The following is a 19,569-nucleotide window of genomic DNA, read 5'->3' on the forward strand; positions in this document are numbered from 1 at the left end:
GAGCACCGGCGGGGGCGGGGCGCAAAGCCCCTCCCGCCGATTATCTCCTGACCAGGCCGAGAGCCTCGCGCCGCCACCAGCGCCAGAGCATCAGCGCCGCGACGATGGCGAGCGCGACGGCGAGGCCGATCCAGATGCCGATGCCGCGCAGCGGCGTCCAGAAGCCGAGCATGATCGAGAGCGGCAGGCCGATCGCCCAATAGCCCAGCCCGGCATAGATCATGGGGATGCGGGTGTCGCCCAGCCCGCGCAGCAGGCAGGATCCGACGACCTGCGCGCCGTCGACGATCTGGAAGATCGCGGCATAGAGCAGGAAACTCATAGCCAACGCCGCCACCTCGCCCGCGCCGGGCTTCGACAGGTCCAGAAACGGCCGGACCAGCACTTGCGGCGACAGCCACATCACCAGCGCCGTCATCGCCATGAAGCCGACGCCGAGCCCGATCGCGACGGTGCCGGCGCGCGCGATGCCGTCCTCGTCTCCGGCTCCGAAGGCCCGCCCGACCCTGACCGTCGCCGCCTGGCCGACGCCCATCGGCACCATGAAGGTCAGCGACGCGATCTGGATCGCGATCGCATGGGCGGCGAGCGAGGCCGGTCCGATCAGCCCCATCAGGAAGGCGGCGCCGTTGAAGATGATGACTTCGAAGGCGAGCGTCGCCCCGATCGGCAGGCCGAGCCGCCAGAAGGCGCGGTAGCGCGGCCAATCCGCCACCCAGAACCGCCCGAACAGGCGAAAGCGCCGGAAGCGCCGGTCCAGGCTGACGATCGCCGCCAGCCCCGCGACCATCAGCGTCGAAGACAGGCTGGTGGCGATGCCGGAGCCCGGCAGCCCCAGCGCCGGAAAGCCGAGATTGCCGAACATCAGGCACCAATTGGCGAAGCCGTTGAAGCCGACCGCGAGCAGCACCACGACGAAGGCCGCGAAAGGTCGCTGCAGCGCGGCGAGGAAGCCGCGCAGCACGAGATAGAAGAAGAAGGGCAGGAGGCTCCATTGCAGCGTCCGGACATAGGAGCCGGCGGCGGCCGACAGCCCGGCATCCTGCCCCATCGCGGCGAGGATCGCCTCGGCCTGCCAGAGGAACAGCCACATCGGCCCGACCAGGGTCACGGCCGCCCAGAAGCCCTGCCTGACGGTGCGCCGGATCTCGCGCACGGCATGCCGGTTGCGGCCGAGCTCGATCGACAGCATCGGCGCCACCGCCGCCATCACGCCGATGCCGAAGATCAGCACCGCCATGTAGAGATTCGAGCCGAGCGCGCCGGCTCCCAGCGCATCCGGCCCGAGCTGGCCCATCATCAGCACATCCGTCGCGGTCATCGCGGTCTGGGCGAGATTGGTCAGCACCAGCGGCCAGCTGAGCTGCAGCATGGCGCCGGCCTCGGTGAGCCAGAGGCGGGGCGGGCGGGTCTTGAGCGCGATCTCGGACATGGGGCGTCGCTTCTAGCGGGCTTGCCGGCGCCGCGACAGCCTGGCTGCCGCCGTGCGGGGCTGCGCAATGCGCGTCCCGCAGGCGGCCCCCATCCGAAACGGCGCTGGCGGCGGCCGCGGCATCCCGCCATGATCGCGGCTCAGGCTGAAGAGAGAGAGCGATGGCTGATCGAGCACTGCGCACCAGGCATGACGACGATGTGACCGCCCTCGACGCCGTCGCGCTGTCGCAGGCGATCCATGCCCGCACCTTATCCTGCGTCGCGGTGATGGAGGCCTATCTCGACCGGATCGAGCGGCTCAACCCGATCGTCAACGCCATCGTCTCGCTGCGCGAGCGCTCCGACTGCCTGAAGGAGGCCGCGGCGCTCGACCGGGAGCTGGCGGGCGGCCATTCGCGCGGCTGGATGCATGGTTTTCCGCAGGCCATCAAGGATCTCGCCGCGGCGAAAGGCTTCGCCACCACCCAGGGCTCGCCGCTGTTCAAGGACGAGATCGCGCAGGCCGACGCCATCTTCGTCGCGCGGATGCGCGAGGCGGGCTCGATCATCATCGGCAAGACCAACACGCCCGAATTCGGCCTGGGCTCGCAGACCTTCAACCCGGTCTTCGGGATCACCCGCAACGCCTATGACCAGAGCCGCACCGCCGGTGGCTCGAGCGGCGGCGCGGCCGTGGCGCTGGCGCTGCGCCTGCTGCCGGTGGCGGATGGCAGCGACCATGCCGGCTCGCTGCGCAACCCCGCCGCCTTCAACAACGTGCTTGGCCTGCGCCCGGCCTATGGCCGCGTGCCCTCCGCCACCGAGGAGGTGTTCATCCCGCAAATGGGCGTGGCCGGGCCGATGGCGCGCAAGACGCGGGATCTCGCGGCGCTCCTCGCCGTGCAATCCGGCCATGATCCGCGCGTCCCTCTCTCGGTGCGGCAGGAGCCGTCGGCCTTTCTCGGACCGCTCCAGCGCGATCTGAAAGGCCTGCGCATCGGCTGGCTCGGCGATCTCGGCGGCCATCTGCCGATGGAGGAGGGGGTTCTCGCGCTCTGCCGGGAGGCCCTGCGGGCTTTCGAAGGGCTGGGTGCGCTGGTCAGCGACGCCAGCCTCGGCTTCGATCCCGAACTGGTCTGGAAGAGCTGGACGAAGCTGCGCTCCTGGCAGGTCGGCGCCGGGCTGCTCCCGATCTACCGCGACCCCGCCCGCCGCGACAGGCTGAAGCCGGAAGCGCGCTGGGAGGTCGAGCAGGGGCTCGCCCTCAGCGCCTTCGAGGTGATGCAGGCCTCCGGCATCCGCTCGCAATTCTACCAGCACATCCGCGGCCTGTTCGCGCATTACGATATTTTGGTGCTGCCGAGCGCCCAGGTCTTCCCCTTCCTTGCCGAGACGCATTGGCCGAAGGAGATCGCCGGGCGGCCGATGGATACCTATCACCGCTGGATGGAGACGGTGATCCCGGTGACCATGTCGGGCTGCCCGGCGCTGAACGTGCCCGCCGGCTTCAACCGGCAGGGCCTGCCGATGGGCCTGCAGCTCTGGGGACCCAACCAATCGGAGCGCTTGCTGCTGGAGATCGGCCAGGCCTATGAGGACGCGACCGGCTGGGTGGATCGCCATCCCCCGGCGCTGTCCTGACGGCGGCGCGCGGGCCATGAGCGGCAATCTCAGGATCGACGGCGACAGGTTGATCGCGCGCCTGGCGGCGCTGGCCCGGATCGGCGCCACGCCGGAAGGTGGTTGCCGGCGCCTGGCGCTCTCCGACGAGGATCGAGAGGGGCGCGACTGGCTCGTGGCGCAATTGCGGGAGATCGGGCTCGCGACCCATGTCGACGCGATCGGCAACATCGTCGGCGTCCTGCCCGGGCAGGAGCAGGGGCCGGCCGTGATCATCGGCTCGCATATCGACACCGTCGCCACCGGCGGGCGCTTCGACGGCGCGCTCGGCGTCGTGGCGGGGGTGGAGATCCTGGCCTCGCTGCGCGAGGCGGGGCTGGTGCCGAAACGACCGCTGGCCGTGATCGCCTTCACCAATGAAGAGGGCGCGCGTTTCCACCCGGACATGCTGGGCTCGCTGGTCTGGGCCGGCGGGCTCGCCGTTGAAGAGGCCAGGGCCGGGCTCGACGCGGAAGGGTCGGCGCTCGGCGAGGCGCTGGACCGGATCGGCTATGCCGGGCCGGAGACACCCGGCTTCCTCGAGGCGCATGCCTATCTCGAGCTGCATATCGAGCAGGGGCCGGTGCTGGAGAGCGAGGGCGGCGGGCTCGGCGCCGTGACCGGCGTGCAGGGCATCACCTGGCTGGAACTGACCCTGTCGGGTCGGCCGAGCCATGCCGGCACGACGCCGATGGCCTATCGCCTGGATCCCGGCCTCGCCGCCGCGCGCATCACGCTGCGCGCGAACGAGTTGACGCGGGAGATCCCCGGCCAGCTGGCCAATGTCGGGGTGCTCAGGGTCGAGCCGGGCAATGTCAATGTCGTGCCGGAGCGCGTGGTGATGACGCTCGACCTGCGCAATCCGGACGATGCCGGCCTGGCACGGGCCGAAGCGGCGATACGCAGCCTCTGCAGCGAGATCACCGCCCAAGACGGCATCGCCATCGCCAGCCGCGATCTCGCCCGCTTCCCCGCCACGCCCTTCACCGAGAGCCTGATCGCCGAGGTCGAGCGCAGCGCTGCCAAGCACGGGCTGCCGATCCGGCGCATGATCTCCGGCGCCGGCCATGATGCGCAGATGATGGCGCGCCTCTGCCCCACCGCGATGCTCTTCATCCAGTCGGTCGGCGGGCTCTCGCATAATCCCGCCGAGCTCAGCCGCGACGCGGACATGATCGCGGGAGCCAACGTCCTGCTCGGGGCCGCCTGGCGCCTCGCCAATGGCTGAGACGCTCCATCCCGTCCGATCCGGCTCCCCGGCCCCGGGGTGCCGCGCCGGTGTCTCGTCCGCCCCTGTCCGACAGTCCCGTGAGGATCTGCCCATGACCGATATCGCCTTGCTCTCCGCCGCCGATCTCGGCCCGCTCTTCGCCTCCGGCGCGCTGTCCCCGGTCGATGTGGCGAAGGACGCACTGGAGCGGATCGAGCGCTTCGAGCCGCAGATCAACGCTTTCGTGCATCGCGACGCGGCCGCCACATTGGCCATGGCCGAGGCGGCCGAGGCCCGCCACCGGGCCAAGGCGGCGCGCGGCCCGCTCGACGGTGTGCCGGTGACCATCAAGGACAATATCGGCGTGGCCGGCTGGCCGATGCGGCGGGGTTCGGCGGTCGCCTCCGCCGCGGCCTGGCCGGAGGACGCCCCGGCCGCGGCCCGGCTGCGCGAGGCCGGCTGCGTCTTCCTCGGCAAGACCACCATGCCGGAATATGGCTGGAAGGGTGTCGGCGACTCGCCCCTCTCCGGCATCACCCGCAACCCCTGGGACATCGCGACCGGGCCGGGCGGCTCCTCGGCCGGCGCGGCCTCCTGCGCCGCGCTCAATCTCGGCTGCATCCATATAGGCACCGACGGCGCCGGGTCGGTGCGGATTCCCGCGGCCTTCACCGGCGTCGTCGGGCTGAAGCCGAGCTATGGCCGCGTGCCGGCCTATCCGGTCTCGACCATGGGATTTCTCGCCCATCTCGGCCCGCTGACGCGCACGGTCACCGACACGGCCCTCGCCATGAGCGTCATCGGCCGGCCCGACAGCCGCGACATGACCGCGATGATCGAGCCGCCGCCTGATTTCGTGGCGGGGCTGGCCGGCGGGGTGAAGGGACTGCGCCTCGCCTGGTCGCCGCGGCTGGGCGGCGACGTCACGGTCGATCCCGAGATCGCGGCGCTGACGGAAGCGGCGGCCCTGGCCTTTCGCGATCTCGGCGCGACGGTGGAGGAGGTCGATCCGGGCTTCGCCGATCCGATCGCGACGCTGATGACGATCTGGTCGGCCGGTGCCGCGCTGGCTCTGCGCAGCGCCGGTGCGGAAGAACGCCGGCGCATGGACCCCGGGCTGGTGGCGGTGGCGGAAGCCGGAGAGGCGGTGCCGGGCGCGAGCTATGTCGACGCCCTGCTCAACCAGCGCAATGCGCTGGCTTTGTGCATGGCCCGCTTCCACGAGCGCTTCGACCTGCTGCTGACGCCGACGCTGCCTCTCCCGGCCTTCGCGGTGGGGCGCAATACGCCGGCGCATGGCGCCTATGGCGAGGATTGGACGCGCTGGACGCCCTTCACCTACCCGTTCAACATCACCCAGGCGCCGGCGATCTCGCTGCCCTGCGGGCTGACGCGCCGGGGGCTGCCGGCCGGGCTGCAGATCGTCGGGCCCTTCGGGCAGGATGCGCTGGTGCTGCGCGCGGCCGCGGCCTTCGAGGCTGCCCGCCCGTTCCAGACCCTCGACGCGCCACGCGCTGCATCCGGAGAGGCCTGACGCAATCATCTGCCAAGCTATCCCGATCCGCCGCATCGGATGCGAACAATCGCCGCGGGGGAGCAATCCGGTTCCGTCTGGCACGAACCCTGCAAGCCTAGGCTCCGCGATTTAGCTCCATGGGTTGTTGTTGTCAGGGCTGAAATTTCTGCCCAATGTAGCGGCAAGGACACCCGAGAGAGGTTGCCTAAAAATGGGGAGAGCATCGATGGACCGCAGATCATTCCTGAAATCCGCCACCAGTACGGCCGTGCTGGCCGCCTCGGGCGCGCTGACCACCAAGGCCGTGGCGCAGGCCGCGGGCGCCAAGACTCTGCGCTTCGTGCCGCAGGCCAATCTCGCCAATTTCGACCCGATCTGGGGCACGCAATATGTGGTGCGCAATGCCGCGGCGCTGGTCTGGGATACGCTCTACGGCGTCGACTCCAAATTCGTGCCGCAGCGCCAGATGGTCGAGAGCGAAACGGTCTCCGCCGACGGCCTGACCTGGACCTTCAAGCTGCGTCCCGGCCTGAAATTCCATGACGGCTCGCCGGTCACCTCGAAGGATGTCGTGCAGAGCCTGATGCGCTGGCAGGCCCGCGACCCGATGGGCCTGATGATCAAGGCGATCCAGACCGAGCTCGCCCCGATCGACGACAGCAGCTGGAAATGGGTGCTGACCGAGCCCTATCCCAAGATGCTGCTGGCGCTGGGCAAGAACAACGCGCCCTGCACCTTCATCATGCCCGAGCGCATCGCCAAGACCGATCCCTTCCAGCAGATCACCGAATATATCGGCTCCGGCCCGATGAAGTTCGTGCGCAACGAATGGGTTCCGGGCGCCAAGGCGGTGTTCGAGAAGTTCGCCGACTACATCCCGCGCAGCGAGCCGCCGGATTGGCTCTCCGGCGGCAAGACGATGCTGGTCGACCGCATCGAATGGGTGATCATGCCCGATGCCGCCACGGCCGCGGCCGCGCTCCAGAACGGCGAGGTCGACTGGCTCGAGACGCCGCTCTCCGATCTCGTGCCCGTGCTCAAGGGCAACAAGGACATCAACGTCGATATCGGCGATCCGCTCGGCAATATCGGCGCCTTCCGCATGAACCACCTGCACCCGCCCTTCAACAATCCGAAGGTGCGGCAGGCCGTGATGACGGCGCTGAACCAGGAAGACTACATGCGCGCCATCGTCGGCGACGACGACAAGCTCTGGAAGGCGCTGCCGAGCTTCTTCACCCCCGGCACGCCGCTCTACACCGAGAATGGCGGCGAGGTCCTGAAGAAGCGCAATGTCGCCGAGGCCAAGAAGCTCCTGGCCGAATCCGGCTATAAGGGCGAACCGGTGATCTGCGTCGTCGCGCAGGACATGGCCGCCACCAAGGCGATGGGCGACGTCACCTCCGAACTGCTCAAGAGCATCGGCATGAAGGTCGATTTCGTCGCCACCGACTGGGGCACGGTCGGTGCGCGCCGCGCGCAGAAGACCGCTCCCGGACAGGGCGGCTGGAGCATGTTCCACACCTGGCATGCCGGCGCCGACTGCGTGAACCCGGCCTCCTACACCGCGATCCGCGCCAATGGCGACAAGGCCTGGTTCGGCTGGCCGGACGTGCCGGATGTCGAGAGCCAGGTCACGGCCTGGTTCAAGGCGAAGAACCTCGATGAGGAAAAGGCCGCCATGGCCAAGCTCAACAAGGCCGCCATGGACAATGTCGTCTTCGCGCCGACCGGCTTCTATCTGGCCTATCAGGCCTGGCGGAAGAACATCACCGGCGTGAAGAGCGGCCCGCTGCCCTTCTTCTGGGGTGTCGCCAAGGCGTGATGTCGACGGGGCGGGGAGCGGCGCTTCGCTCCCCGCACGCCGGCCTCGCCATTCCCGGCCGGCCCGAGTGGCCCCGCGACGGCGCCTGCCGCGGCATGCGAGCTCTGCAGCACCGGCGGCGCGCCGAATTTGCGGGCGCGAGCCTTCCGCGACACCTCATCCTGGACCGCTAGCTCACAATGTTCGCATTCATCGTCAGACGGATCATCACGACCATCCCGGTGATGGCGTTCGTGGCGCTGTTCGTCTTCTCCCTGCTCTATATCGCGCCGGGCGATCCCGCCGCGGTCATCGCCGGCGACCAGGCTTCGCCGGCCGATGTCGAGAAGATCCGCCAGAGTCTCGGCCTCGACCGGCCCTATCTCGTGCGCTTCGGCGAATGGTTCTTCCGCGTCCTGCAGGGCGATCTCGGCACCTCGATCTTCACCTCGCTGCCGGTGACGCAGCTGATCGGCCAGCGCATCGAGCCGACGGTCTCGCTGATGGTGCTGACGCTGATCCTCGCCGTCGCGATCGCGGTGCCGCTCGGCGTGCTCGCCGCCTGGAAGGCCGGGACCTGGATCGACCGGGTCGTCGTCGCCTTCGCCGTCTTCGGCTTCTCCGTGCCGGTCTTCGTCGTCGGCTATCTCCTCGCCTACACCTTCGCGCTGAAGCTCGATTGGGTGCCGGTGCAGGGCTACACGCCGCTGTCGCAGGGTGTCTGGCCCTGGTTCAAGAACCTGATCCTGCCGTCGATCACGCTGGGCTTCGTCTATATCGCGCTGATCGCCCGCATCACCCGCGCCTCCATGCTGGATGTGCTGCAGCAGGATTACATCCGCACCGCGCGCTCCAAGGGCGTGGCGCAGAACAGCATCCTCTTCGTGCACGCGCTCAAGAATGCGGCAGTGCCGATCATCACCATCATCGGCATCGGCGTCGCGCTGCTGATCGGCGGGGCGGTGGTGACCGAGAGCGTCTTCGCCATTCCGGGCCTCGGCCGCCTGACGCTCGATGCGATCCTGCGCCGCGACTACCCGGTCATCCAGGGCGTCGTCCTGATCTTCTCCTTCGTCTACGTGCTGGTGAACCTGGTGATCGACCTGATCTACACCCTCGTCGACCCGAGGATACGCTATTGACCGTGCAACAGCCGCTCCCCGTGCCCGCCGATCTCGCCGTCGCCCCGGATCTGCCGGACGTCCTGGCGCCGCGCAGGAAGCTGACCGGCTTCACCGGTTTCCTGCGCAAGAACCCGTCCATCGCGATCGGCGGCATCCTGCTCGCCATCATGTTCTTCATCGCGATCTTCGCGCCCTTGCTCTGGACGGTCGACCCGACGGCGATCTCGACCGCGCGGCGCACCCGCGTCCCCTCCGAACTCTACTGGTTCGGCACCGACATGCTGGGCCGCGACATCTATTCCCGCGTCGTCTACGGGGCGCGGGTCTCGCTGATGGTCGGCTTCAGCGTGGCGCTGCTCGCCTCGGTGGCGGGGCTGGCGATCGGGCTGTTCTCGGGCTTCGTGCGCGTCGCCGACGGCATCATCATGCGCGTCATCGACGGCATGATGTCGATCCCGCCGATCCTGCTCGCCATCGCCCTGATGGCGCTGACCCGCGGCTCGATCCAGAACGTCATCATCGCGATCACCATCGCGGAGATCCCGCGCGTCGCCCGCCTGGTGCGCGGCGTCGTGCTGAGCCTGCGCGAGCAGCCCTATGTCGACGCCGCCATCGCCGCCGGCACCCGCACGCCGATGATCATTTTCCGCCACATCCTGCCGAACACCATGGCGCCGATGAGCGTGCAGGCCACCTATATCTGCGCCAGCGCCATGATCGTCGAGGCGATCCTCTCCTTCATCGGCGCCGGCATCCCGCCGGCGACCCCGTCCTGGGGCAACATCATGGCGGAGGGCCGGGCGCTCTGGCAGGTCCGCCCGCACATCATCCTGTTCCCGGCGATCTTCCTGTCGCTGACCGTGCTGGCCGTGAACCTCCTGGGCGACGGGCTGCGCGATGCGCTCGATCCCCGCATGGCCAAGAGCCTGTGATGCAGCCCATGCCGAACTTGACCTCGTCCCGCCTGCAGGAGATCCGCTGATGGCCCTGCTCGAAATCGACCAGCTGCAGACGCATTTCCGCACGCCGGACGGCATCAACCGCGCCGTCGACGGGGTCTCCTTCGAGATCGAGGCCGGCCAGACGCTCGCCGTGGTGGGCGAATCCGGCTGCGGCAAATCGGTCACCGCCATGTCGATCCTGCGGCTGATCCCCGAGCCGCCCGGCAAGATGGCGGGGCAGATCCGCTTCCAGGGCCGCAATCTGCTCGATTGCTCGGACGCCGAGATGCGCCAGATCCGCGGCAACGAGATCAGCATGATCTTCCAGGAGCCGATGACCAGCCTCAACCCGGTGCTGACCGTAGGCCGCCAGATCGGCGAGACGCTGCGCCTGCACCAGAACATGTCCGCCGGCCAGGCCATGGCGAGGGCGGTCGAGATGCTGACGCTGGTCGGGATCCCGGAGCCCGCGCGGCGCGTCACCGAATATCCGCACCAGCTCTCGGGCGGGATGCGCCAGCGCGTGATGATCGCCATCGCGCTCGCCTGCTCGCCGAAGCTGCTGATCGCGGACGAGCCGACCACGGCGCTCGACGTCACCATCCAGGCGCAGATCCTCGATCTGATGCGCGACCTCAAGGACCGCGTCGGCGCCGCGATCATGCTGATCACCCATGATCTCGGCGTGGTGGCCGAGGTCGCCGACCAGGTCGTGGTGATGTATGCCGGCCGCAAGGTCGAGGAAGCTCCCGTGGCCGAACTCTTCGCCAGCCCGCGCCACCCCTATACGCAGGGTCTGCTCGGGGCCGTGCCCAAGCTCGGCTCCTCGCTGGCCGGCGCGACCGAGCGGCTGGCCGAGATCCCCGGCCTGGTGCCGAGCCTGAAGAGCAAGATCCAGGGCTGCGTCTTCGCCGGGCGCTGCCCGATGGTCCAGGAGGTCTGCCTGAGGCTGGCGCCGGGGCTGGAGCCGAAGGGGCGCAACCACATCGCCGCCTGTCATTTCGCCCCGAAAGACGCGGTGGCGGCATGATCTCGACCCATCAGATCGCGGCGAGCGAGAGCATGAGAGCCGTTGCCATGACCGGCGAGCCGATCCTCCAGGTCAACGACCTGAAGAAGCACTACCCGATCCGCGGCGGCTTCTTTTCCGGCGTCACCGCCAATGTCTATGCCGTCGATGGCATCTCCTTCCACATCCACAAGGGTGAGACCCTGTCGCTGGTCGGCGAATCCGGCTGCGGCAAGTCGACCGTCGGCAAGGCGATCCTGCGCCTGTTTCCGATCACGGCGGGCCAGGTGGTTCTGGACGGGCAGCGCATCGACCAGCTCTCCACAGGCAAGCTCCGGCCGCTGCGCCGCCGCGTCCAGGTGGTGTTCCAGGATCCCTTCTCCAGCCTCAACCCGCGCATGCGCGTGCGCGACATCCTGGCCGAGCCGATCACCAATTTCGGCCTCGCCAGCGGCAAGGACGAGATCACCGAACGCACGATGCGGCTGATGGACAAGGTCGGGCTGCCGCGCGACGCCGTGCATCGCTGGCCGCATGAATTCTCTGGCGGCCAGCGCCAGCGCATCGGCATCGCCCGCGCGCTGGCGGCCGAGCCGGAACTGATCATCTGCGACGAGGCGGTGTCGGCGCTCGACGTCTCGGTCAAGGCGCAGATCGTCAATTTGCTCGGCGATCTGCAGAAGGAGCTGGGCCTGGCGCTGCTCTTCATCAGCCATGACCTCGCCATCGTCGAGCACATGACGCACCGCGTCGCGGTGATGTATCTCGGCAAGATCGTCGAGATGGGGACCAAGCATCAGATCTTCGCCGCGCCGCGCCATCCCTACACCAAGGCGCTGCTCTCGGCCGTGCCGGTGCCCGATCCGCGGGTGAAGCGCGAGCGCATCCTGCTCAAGGGCGACGTGCCGAGCCCGATCAATCCGCCGAAGGGCTGCCGCTTCAACACGCGCTGCCCCTATGCCTTCGCCCGCTGCTTCTCGGACGAGCCGGCGCTGCGCGTCATGGCGGAGGGCCATGTCGCTGCCTGCCATCTGCACGATCTGCCGGCGGCGGAAAACCCGATGCTGAGACATCCCGAAGCCGCGCTCGCGAGCGCCTGACCTCAGGGCGGCGAGCAGCCGGCTTTTTTCATGTCCGATCTTGCAGAACACTCCAGCGACTTCATCCTGAACCCGCATCTCGACCGGGCGCGGCCCTATGGCGAGGAGCTGCGTGGCATCCTCTCTTTGGCCGGTGCGCAGGCGGCCCATGACGCGATCTCGCGCTGGGAAGCCTATGCGCCCACCCCCCTGCGCGATCTGCCCTCGTTGGCCGACCGGCTCGACATCGCGCAGCTCCTCTACAAGGACGAGGGCAAGCGCTTCGGCCTGAAGAGCTTCAAGGCGCTGGGCGGCGCCTATGCAGTGGATCGGATCGTCGCGGCGCGCGGCCGGGACGGGCTGACGGTCACCTGCGCCACCGACGGCAATCACGGCCGGTCCGTCGCCTGGGGCGCCCGCCGCGCCGGGGTCCCGGCGGTGATCTATCTGCACGAGACGGTGAGCGAGGGCAGGGCGGAGGCGATCCGCGCCTTCGGTGCGCAGGTGGTGCGCGAGGGTCGCACCTATGACGACAGCGTGCGCGCCTGCGCCGAGGCCGCCCGGCGGCATGGCTGGCAGATCGTCTCCGACACCTCCTGGCCGGGCTATGAGGAGGTGCCGAAGGATGTGATGCAGGGCTATGCGGTGCTGGCCATGGAAGCGGAGGCGCAGGGCGCGCGCCCGACCCATGTCTTCGTGCAGGGCGGGGTCGGCGGGCTGGCCGCGGGCGTGCTGTCCTATCGCTGGGAGAAGCTCGGCGCCGAGCGGCCGATCCTGGTCGTGGTCGAGCCGGAGACCGCCGCCTGCCTGTTCGAGTCGGCCCGGAACGGCACGCTGACCACGGTCGGCGGCGATCTGGACACGATCATGGCCGGGCTCGCCTGCGGCGAGCCCTCGGTCCTGGCCTGGCGCATCCTGGATCCCGGGGCGGACGCCTTCATGACGATCGCCGACCGGGCTGCGGCCGATGTCATGCGCCTGCTGGCGCAGCTCGGCGTGGTCGGCGGCGAATCCGGGGTCGCGGGGCTGGCGGGGCTGGTCAAGGCCTCGGCCGATCCGGTTCTGCGCCGGGCGCTGAAGCTCGACGCCTCCTCCCGCGTCCTATGCTACGGCACCGAAGGCGCCACCGATCCAGAGGTCTACAGCAGCATCGTCGGCCGTACGGCCGAGGAGGTGGAAGCATGAGCCGCATCCTCACAGTCGCCGCCGCCCAGCTCGGGCCGATCCAGCGCGAGCATAGCCGCGCGGACGCCGTCCAGCGCATGCTGACGCTGATGCGCCAGGCCAAGGCGCATGGCTGCGATCTCGTCGTCTATCCCGAAGCCGCCCTCACGGCCTTCTTCCCGCATTGGTGGATCGAGGACGAGGACGAGATCGACGGCTATTTCGAAACGGCGATGCCCTCCAACGAGACGGCGCCGCTCTTCGCGGAGGCGCAGCGCCTCGGCATCGGCTTCCATCTCGGCTATTGCGAGCTGGCGATCGAGGATGGCCGCAAGCGCCGCTTCAACACCGCGATCCTGGTCGACAAGACCGGGACCATCATCGGCAAGTACCGGAAGATCCACCTGCCGGGACATCCCGACCACAAGCCGCAGAACGCCTTCCAGAACCTCGAGAAACGATATTTCGAGACCGGCAATCTCGGCTGGAGGGTCTGGCGGACGATGGACGCCAATCTCGGCATGATGATCTGCAACGACCGGCGCTGGCCGGAGAGCTATCGCGTGATGGGGCTGCAGGATGTCGAGATGATCGTGCTCGGCTACAATACGCCCAAGCACAACCCGCCCGCGCCCGATCACGACCGGCTCGGCAATTTCCACAACCAGCTGGTGATGCAGGCCGGCGCCTATCAGAACGCCACCTGGGTCGTCGGCGTCGCCAAGGCGGGGCTGGAGGCCGGCGTCGACCAGATCGGCGGCTCCTGCATCATCGCGCCGACCGGCGAGGTGGTGGCCCAGGCGGTGACCGAGGATGACGAGCTCGTGGTCGCCCGCTGCGATCTCGATCTCGGCAAGAGCTACAAGGCCTCGACCTTCGCCTTCGAGCGCCATCGCGAGCCGGAGCATTACGGGCTGATCGTGCAGCGCAAGGGCGCGGTGGGGCCGCGCTGATGCGGGCCTCCGGCCGGCGCCCGATCGCCGTCACCCATACGCGTCGCGGACGAGACCGGCTGCCCGGTCGGCGCGACGCCCCGACGCCCGGCGCCAGGGCGCCGGCCTCATCGCCTGCCTGACCGAAGCGAGGATACCGATATGAGCCATGATCTCATTCTCAAGGGCGGGCGGGTCATCGACCCCTCCCAGAAGCATGACGGCATCTGCGATGTCGCCTTCACCGACGGCAGGGTTTCCGGCTTCGGCAAGGACCTGAGCGGCGCAAGGGAGACCCGCGACGTCTCCGGCTACATCGTCACGCCCGGGCTGATCGATCTGCACACCCATGTCTATTGGGGCGGCACCTCGCTCGGCATCGACGCCGACGAGTTCTGCCGCGTCTCCGGCGTCACCACCTCCGTCGACACCGGCTCGGCCGGGCCCGGCAACTGGCCGGGTTTCCGCAAGCACGTCATCGAGAAGAGCCAGGCCCGCATCCTGGCCTATCTCCACGTATCGCATGCCGGCATCTACGGCTTCGACCATCGCGTCATGGTCGGCGAGAGCGGCGACCTGCGGATGATGAACCCGATCGACTGCGCCGAGGTCGCCGACAAGAACCGCGACCTGATCGTCGGCATCAAGGTCCGCGTCGGGCTGCACGCCTCGGGCAATTCCGGCACCGTGCCGCTGAACATCGCGCTGCAGGTCGCCGAGGAAGTCGGCATGCCGCTGATGTGCCATATCGACCATCCGCCGCCATCCTATGAGGAGGTGGTGAACATGCTGCGGCCGGGCGACGTGCTGACCCACGCCTTCCGCCCCTTCCCCAACGCGCCCTGCACGGCGCAGGGCACGGTGAAGCCCGAGGTCCAGGCCGCCCGCAAGCGCGGCGTCATCTTCGATATCGGCCATGGCAAGGGCTCGTTCTCCTTCAAGACCACCCGCGCCATGCTGGCCAACGGCTTCGAGCCCGACGTCATCTCCTCCGACGTGCACAAGCTCTGCATCGACGGCCCGGCCTATGACCAGGTCACCACCATGTCGAAATTCCTGCTGATGGGGATGAGCCTGAACAATGTCATCGCCGCCTCGACGGTGAACGCCGCCATGGCGCTGAAACGGCCGGAATACGGCTCGCTGCGCGTCGGTTCGCTGGGCGACGCCACCATCCTGACGATCAAGGAAGGCCGCTTCGACTATGCCGACGTCACCGGCGAGCACATGATCGGCGACCGCAAGATCGTCTCGGAGGGCGTGGTGCTGAAAGGCGCCTGGTGGCACCCGCGCCGCTCCAACAGGTTCAGGAAGATCGCCTGAGAGGCCGCCCCCGCCCGCCACGCCGGCAGCGATCCCGGAGAGCCCGCCCGCGGGTCGCAGCGAGGGAGTCGCCGAGACCTCTTGCGTGAGGGCCGGAGACGATGAACAGCAGCAGCCCGGCCGGACCAACCGGCCCAAGGATCGACAGAGGAAACCCCAGACATGTCCGCCGAAGCCAAGCTCGCAGAACTCGGTCTCAGCCTGCCCGCCATGACGCCGCCAATGGCCAATTACGTGCGCTTCAAGCGCGTCGGTGATCTCGTCTTCCTGTCCGGCCAGGGACCCCGCAATCCCGACGGATCGATCCCCAGCGGCAAGGTCGGCCGGGAGTTCACCGTCGAGCAGGGCTATGATTTCGCCCGGAATACCGGTCTCGGCCTGCTGGCGGCGATGAAGGAGGCGGCCGGCTCGCTGGACAAGGTCGAGGTCGTGAAGCTGCTCGGCATGGTCAACGCGGTGCCTGAGTTCGGCGACCAGCCGAAAGTCATCAATGGCTGTTCGGACCTGCTCGTCGCGGTGCTCGGCGACAAGGGCCGCCATGCCAGGTCGGCCGTCGGCATGGGCTCGCTGCCGGGCAACATGCCGGTCGAGATCGAGGCCATCGTCAAGGTGCTGCCGTGACGGCGCTGGCGGAGGAGATCGCGCGCGTCCACGGCACGCCCGCCGTGGTCATCGACCTCGACAAGGTCGAGGCCAATATCAGGCGCCTGCAGGCGGTCTGCGATGCCGCCGGCGTCGCCAACCGGCCGCATATCAAGACGCATAAATCGCCCGAGCTGGCGCGGCTGCAGATCGAGGCCGGGGCGCGCGGCATCACCTGCCAGAAGCTCGGCGAGGCCGAGGTCATGGCGGATGGCGGCATCGACGACATCCTGATCAGCTACAATATCCTCGGCGAGCAGAAGCTCGGTCGGCTGGGCGCGCTGCAGCGACGGGTGCGGATGATCGTCGCCGCCGACAACCCGGTCACCATCGCCGGGCTGCCGACCGCCGCGTCCATCGCAGGTCGCGATCTCGAAGTGGTGGTGGAATGCGACACCGGCCGCAAGCGCGCCGGCGTCGAGACGCCGGGCGAGGCGGTGGAGCTCGCCAAGATGATCGCGGCCTCGCCCGGGCTGCGCTTCGCCGGCTTCCTGATGTACCCGCCGGAGGATGGCTGGGAGCGCACGCAGATCTTCCTCGACACGGCCAATCAGGGGCTGCGCGAGGCGGGTCTCGAAGCAGGCATGGTCTCGACCGGCGGCTCGCCCAACATTCCCAACATCGGCAAGCTCGCGGGCGCGACCGAGCACCGCGCCGGCACCTCGATCTTCAACGACCGCATGCAGGTGGCGGCCGGGGTCGCCACGCTCGAGGATTGCGCGCTGACGGTCTATGCGACCGTCGTCAGCCGGGCCGGGCCGGAGCGGGGCATTCTCGATTCCGGCTCGAAGACGCTGACCAGCGACAGCGGCGGCTTGGACGGGCATGGCCACATCCTGGAATATCCGGCCGCACGCATCGCGCGCTTCGCCGAGGAGCACGGCTTCCTCGACCTCGCCGCCAGCAATGAGCGCCCGAATGTCGGCGAGGTGGTGCGCGTGATCCCCAACCATGTCTGCGTCGTCGTCAACATGGTCGACCGTCTGGTGACCGTGCGTGGCGACAGGCTGGTCGGGGAATTGCCGGTGGCGGCGCGCGGCAAGCTGGTCTGAGGCGCGGGCCGCTCAGGCCCGGTCTCGCGACGCGGCTCCGACGCCGCGCCGCTATTGCGGATGGCGTGCGTTCCAGGCCGCCGCATATTCGCTGCACAGCCGATCGAGCTCGGCCCGGTCGGTGACCCCGGCGGGGCGGGCGCGCGAGGGCGAGGCGGCCTGGAACGGCACGTAGCGCTGATGCGCGGTCCGCCAGAGCCGGCGCAGCTCGGCGAGCGGATCGGCATGGTCGTCGACGCGGATGTCGAAACTCGGCATCGGGTCGTTGGCCCAGATCCGGATCGCGGCGGATTGCCGGCCGCGCTTGTCGCCGCCGGCGGCTTCGCCGGCCTCCAGCGCCACCAGCAGGCGCTCGTCGAAATCTAGCGCCGAGCCCGCGATATAGGCCTTCAGCGTCTCCTCGATCACCGCCGGCCCCGCCAGCATGTTGCCGGCCACCGAGACCTGCGGTCCGTCGACGGCGCCGCACCAGTCGATGCAGGACGAGCCGGTATAGGCGGCGATCCTGCCGTCGCGATCGATGACGTGCAGCTGGCGATGGGCCCGCCCCTCATCCGCGGCGGTCAGGGTCGCGATGATCTCGACCGCCGAGCGTCCCTCCTGCAGCAGCCGCAGCCCGTCCACCCCATAGAGCGGGTTGACGAAGGCCTGCGTCGCGATCGCGCCGATGCGGCCCCCGCCGAAGGGCACGCGCGAGCCCACGGCGAAGGCGCAGGTGGAGACCGCGACGCCATAGGCGCCGGTGGCGGCGTCGCGGGCGACGATGGACCAGGTCATGCAATCCCATCCCTTGCAGCTGTCGGCGGCACCGGGCGTCGCCGCCCGGTTCGATGGCGCGAGTCAGCGCCCCGCCGCATAGGCCTGCATGAGACGCGGAGTGGCGGCGGCGCGCAACAGCCCGTCCGCGCTTTTTTCGGCGGCGGTGAGCCGGCCCACCGTCCATTCCGGCGCGACCTCCACCGCATGGCCGCGCCGCCGCAGCTCGTCGAGCGACGCCGTGCCGAGGCTCTCCTCGACCATCAGATGGCCGGGCCGCGCCTCGCGGGGATAGAAGGAGGAGGGGAAGTGCTGGGTGTGGAACAGCGGCAGGTCGATCGCCTCCTGCAGATTCAGCCCATGATGCACGCGGCGCAGGAACATCCCCATCTGCCATTGCTCCTGCTGGTCCCCGCCGGGGGTGCCGAAGGCCAGGCGCGGCTCGCCGTTCTCGAAGGCGATCGTCGGAGTCAGCGTCGTGCGCGGCCGCTTGAACGGCGCGAGCGAGGCCGGCAGCCCGTCCTCCAGCCAGAACATCTGGGCCCGCGAATTCAGCGGGAAGCCGAGCTCGGGAATGACCGGGGAGGATTGCAGCCAGCCGCCCGACGGCGTCGCGGCGATCATGTTGCCCCATTTGTCGATGACGTCGATATGGACGGTGTCGCCCCGCCGCCCGGCCGCGACCATCGAGGCCATGGTCGGCTCGCCCACCGTCGCGCCGCCCTTGCCGGACTGCCCGGCGATCCGCACGCCCGCCAGCATGCGCTGCACCTGATCCTCGAAACCGGGGATCATCCCGGGCCGCAGCTCGTGCGAGGCCTCCTCGCCGATCAGGTTGCGGCGGCCGCGGGCGTAATCATCCGAGAGCAGCGTCGTCAGCGGCACCTTCACGAAATCCGGATCGCCGTAATAGGCCTCGCGATCGGCGAAGGCGAGCTTCATCGCCTCCATGACATGGTGGACGAAGGCCGGGCTCGCCGGCCCCATCGCGGCGAGATCGATGCCCTCCAGGATCTTCAGCGTCTGCAGGAAGACCGGACCCTGGCCCCAGGCGCCGATCTTGAAGACCTCCCAATCATGATAGGTGACGCTGGCCGGCGCCTCGTAGCTCGGCTGCCAGCGCGCCATGTCGTCGGCGGTGAGCAGACCCTTATGGCGCCGACCGGAGGAATCCATTGCCTCGGTGCTGCGGCAGAATGTGTCCATCGCCTCCGCCACGAAGCCCTTGTACCAGGCGTCGTAGCCGGCCTGGATCTGCTGCTGGCGGTCGGAGGAGGCGGCTTCCGCCTCGCTCAGGATGCGCTTGTAGGTCTCGGCCGCCGCCCTGTTCTGGAACAGTTTGCGCGGCGCCGGCACCTGGCCGCCGGGCAGATAGACCTCGCCGGAGGTCTTCCATTCCCCGGTGAACAGATCGGTGAGCCCGGCGATCGTGTCCGAGACGCGCGGCAGCATCGGGTGGCCGTTCTCGAAATAGCCGATGGCGGGTTCCAGGACCTCGCGCAGCGTCAGGAGCCCATGGTCGCGCAGCAGCGCCATCCAGCCGCCGAAGGCCCCGGGCACGACGGTGGCGAGCAGGCCCGAGCCGGGAATGAGATCGAGCCCGAGCTCCTTGAAGGCGGCGATGGTCGCGGCCTGCGGCGCGGGGCCCTGCGCGCACATCACCTCGACCTTCTTCGTCCTGGCGGAATAGAACACGGCGGGCATGTCGCCGGCGGGACCGACCAGATGCGGCTCGACCACCTGCAGCACGAAGGCGGCGGCGGCGCAGGCATCGAAGGCGTTGCCGCCCTTCTCCAGCATCGCCATGCCCGAGGCCGTGGCCAGCCAATGCGTCGAGGTGACGACACCGAACGTGCCGAGGATTTCAGGGCGGGTCGTGAACATGAACGTTTCCAGTGCGGTTTCTTGACGTGTGAAATCAGCCGGCCGGCCCGGGTAGCGATGC

16 protein-coding genes are annotated in these 19,569 nt (G+C 68.9%); 13 read left to right on the forward strand and 3 right to left on the reverse strand.

The window, feature by feature from the left end; all coding sequences use genetic code 11:
- Nucleotides 1-40: 40 nt before the first annotated feature.
- The gene (locus ASG72_RS17105) at nt 41-1,432 is read right to left on the reverse strand and encodes an MATE family efflux transporter (protein WP_056714942.1); all 1,392 of its coding nucleotides are present in this window, start codon (nt 1,430-1,432) and stop codon (nt 41-43) included.
- 161 nt (nt 1,433-1,593) lie between these two features.
- Between ASG72_RS17105 and ASG72_RS17110 the strand changes: the two genes are divergently transcribed.
- The 13 genes from ASG72_RS17110 (at nt 1,594) to ASG72_RS17170 (ending at nt 16,868) form a co-directional block, all read left to right on the forward strand.
- The gene (locus tag ASG72_RS17110) at nt 1,594-3,054 is read left to right on the forward strand and encodes an amidase (RefSeq protein ID WP_056714944.1); all 1,461 of its coding nucleotides are present in this window, start codon (nt 1,594-1,596) and stop codon (nt 3,052-3,054) included.
- 16 nt (nt 3,055-3,070) lie between these two features.
- Nucleotides 3,071-4,300, forward strand: coding sequence for a Zn-dependent hydrolase (locus ASG72_RS17115; protein ID WP_056714946.1), 1,230 nt, complete (start codon nt 3,071-3,073; stop codon nt 4,298-4,300).
- Between the two features lie 94 nt (nt 4,301-4,394).
- The gene (locus tag ASG72_RS17120) at nt 4,395-5,816 is read left to right on the forward strand and encodes an amidase (protein WP_056714949.1); all 1,422 of its coding nucleotides are present in this window, start codon (nt 4,395-4,397) and stop codon (nt 5,814-5,816) included.
- A gap of 208 nt (nt 5,817-6,024) precedes the next feature.
- Complete coding sequence (locus ASG72_RS17125) at nt 6,025-7,623, forward strand: ABC transporter substrate-binding protein (protein WP_056714953.1); 1,599 nt, start codon at nt 6,025-6,027, stop codon at nt 7,621-7,623.
- Nucleotides 7,624-7,802: 179 nt separating this feature from the next.
- A complete protein-coding gene (locus ASG72_RS17130; protein WP_056714956.1) occupies nt 7,803-8,744 on the forward strand; it encodes an ABC transporter permease in 942 nt (313 codons plus the stop codon).
- Between the two features lie 2 nt (nt 8,745-8,746).
- Nucleotides 8,747-9,658: an ABC transporter permease gene (locus tag ASG72_RS17135; RefSeq protein ID WP_244488855.1), complete on the forward strand. Its 912-nt coding sequence runs from the start codon at nt 8,747-8,749 to the stop codon at nt 9,656-9,658.
- A 49-nt stretch (nt 9,659-9,707) separates the two neighbouring features.
- On the forward strand, nt 9,708-10,697 hold the full coding sequence (locus tag ASG72_RS17140) for an ABC transporter ATP-binding protein (protein WP_056714961.1): 990 nt from the start codon (nt 9,708-9,710) through the stop codon (nt 10,695-10,697).
- Nucleotides 10,698-10,744: 47 nt separating this feature from the next.
- Complete coding sequence (locus ASG72_RS17145) at nt 10,745-11,776, forward strand: dipeptide ABC transporter ATP-binding protein (RefSeq protein WP_056715521.1); 1,032 nt, start codon at nt 10,745-10,747, stop codon at nt 11,774-11,776.
- Between the two features lie 30 nt (nt 11,777-11,806).
- Nucleotides 11,807-12,940, forward strand: a complete 1,134-nt coding sequence (locus ASG72_RS17150; protein WP_056714964.1) for a diaminopropionate ammonia-lyase — start codon at nt 11,807-11,809, stop codon at nt 12,938-12,940.
- The gene (locus ASG72_RS17155; protein ID WP_056714967.1) at nt 12,937-13,872 is read left to right on the forward strand and encodes an N-carbamoyl-D-amino-acid hydrolase; all 936 of its coding nucleotides are present in this window, start codon (nt 12,937-12,939) and stop codon (nt 13,870-13,872) included. The genes ASG72_RS17150 and ASG72_RS17155 overlap by 4 nt, the downstream gene beginning before the upstream one ends.
- Nucleotides 13,873-14,013: 141 nt before the next feature.
- Entirely contained in the window at nt 14,014-15,174 is a 1,161-nt protein-coding gene (locus tag ASG72_RS17160; protein WP_056714971.1) for an amidohydrolase/deacetylase family metallohydrolase, read from the forward strand.
- 162 nt (nt 15,175-15,336) lie between these two features.
- Nucleotides 15,337-15,795, forward strand: coding sequence for a RidA family protein (locus tag ASG72_RS17165; protein WP_056714975.1), 459 nt, complete (start codon nt 15,337-15,339; stop codon nt 15,793-15,795).
- Nucleotides 15,792-16,868, forward strand: coding sequence for a D-TA family PLP-dependent enzyme (locus ASG72_RS17170; protein WP_056714978.1), 1,077 nt, complete (start codon nt 15,792-15,794; stop codon nt 16,866-16,868). The genes ASG72_RS17165 and ASG72_RS17170 overlap by 4 nt, the downstream gene beginning before the upstream one ends.
- Nucleotides 16,869-16,919: 51 nt before the next feature.
- Here ASG72_RS17170 and ASG72_RS17175 read toward each other — a convergent pair whose 3' ends face one another.
- Together ASG72_RS17175 and ASG72_RS17180 are read right to left on the reverse strand one after the other, a co-directional pair.
- A complete protein-coding gene (locus ASG72_RS17175; RefSeq protein WP_056714981.1) occupies nt 16,920-17,645 on the reverse strand; it encodes a DUF1028 domain-containing protein in 726 nt (241 codons plus the stop codon).
- Between the two features lie 63 nt (nt 17,646-17,708).
- The gene (locus ASG72_RS17180; protein ID WP_056714982.1) at nt 17,709-19,508 is read right to left on the reverse strand and encodes a gamma-glutamyltransferase family protein; all 1,800 of its coding nucleotides are present in this window, start codon (nt 19,506-19,508) and stop codon (nt 17,709-17,711) included.
- Nucleotides 19,509-19,569: the final 61 nt, after the last annotated feature.

The sequence above is a fragment of the Allobosea sp. Leaf344 genome, from assembly GCF_001426225.1.
Classification (GTDB): domain Bacteria; phylum Pseudomonadota; class Alphaproteobacteria; order Rhizobiales; family Beijerinckiaceae; genus Allobosea.

Bases quoted from the DNA above. Each gene is read 5' to 3' on its own strand.
- ASG72_RS17130 (WP_056714956.1), top strand. From the start codon at position 7,803: ATGTTCGCATTCATCGTCAGACGGATCATCACGACCATCCCGGTGATG.
- ASG72_RS17180 (WP_056714982.1), bottom strand. From the start codon at position 19,508: ATGTTCACGACCCGCCCTGAAATCCTCGGCACGTTCGGTGTCGTCACC.
- ASG72_RS17175 (WP_056714981.1), bottom strand. From the start codon at position 17,645: ATGACCTGGTCCATCGTCGCCCGCGACGCCGCCACCGGCGCCTATGGC.
- ASG72_RS17145 (WP_056715521.1), top strand. From the start codon at position 10,745: ATGACCGGCGAGCCGATCCTCCAGGTCAACGACCTGAAGAAGCACTAC.
- ASG72_RS17125 (WP_056714953.1), top strand. From the start codon at position 6,025: ATGGACCGCAGATCATTCCTGAAATCCGCCACCAGTACGGCCGTGCTG.
- ASG72_RS17150 (WP_056714964.1), top strand. From the start codon at position 11,807: ATGTCCGATCTTGCAGAACACTCCAGCGACTTCATCCTGAACCCGCAT.
- ASG72_RS17105 (WP_056714942.1), bottom strand. From the start codon at position 1,432: ATGTCCGAGATCGCGCTCAAGACCCGCCCGCCCCGCCTCTGGCTCACC.
- ASG72_RS17155 (WP_056714967.1), top strand. From the start codon at position 12,937: ATGAGCCGCATCCTCACAGTCGCCGCCGCCCAGCTCGGGCCGATCCAG.
- ASG72_RS17160 (WP_056714971.1), top strand. From the start codon at position 14,014: ATGAGCCATGATCTCATTCTCAAGGGCGGGCGGGTCATCGACCCCTCC.
- ASG72_RS17110 (WP_056714944.1), top strand. From the start codon at position 1,594: ATGGCTGATCGAGCACTGCGCACCAGGCATGACGACGATGTGACCGCC.
- ASG72_RS17120 (WP_056714949.1), top strand. From the start codon at position 4,395: ATGACCGATATCGCCTTGCTCTCCGCCGCCGATCTCGGCCCGCTCTTC.
- ASG72_RS17165 (WP_056714975.1), top strand. From the start codon at position 15,337: ATGTCCGCCGAAGCCAAGCTCGCAGAACTCGGTCTCAGCCTGCCCGCC.
- ASG72_RS17115 (WP_056714946.1), top strand. From the start codon at position 3,071: ATGAGCGGCAATCTCAGGATCGACGGCGACAGGTTGATCGCGCGCCTG.
- ASG72_RS17140 (WP_056714961.1), top strand. From the start codon at position 9,708: ATGGCCCTGCTCGAAATCGACCAGCTGCAGACGCATTTCCGCACGCCG.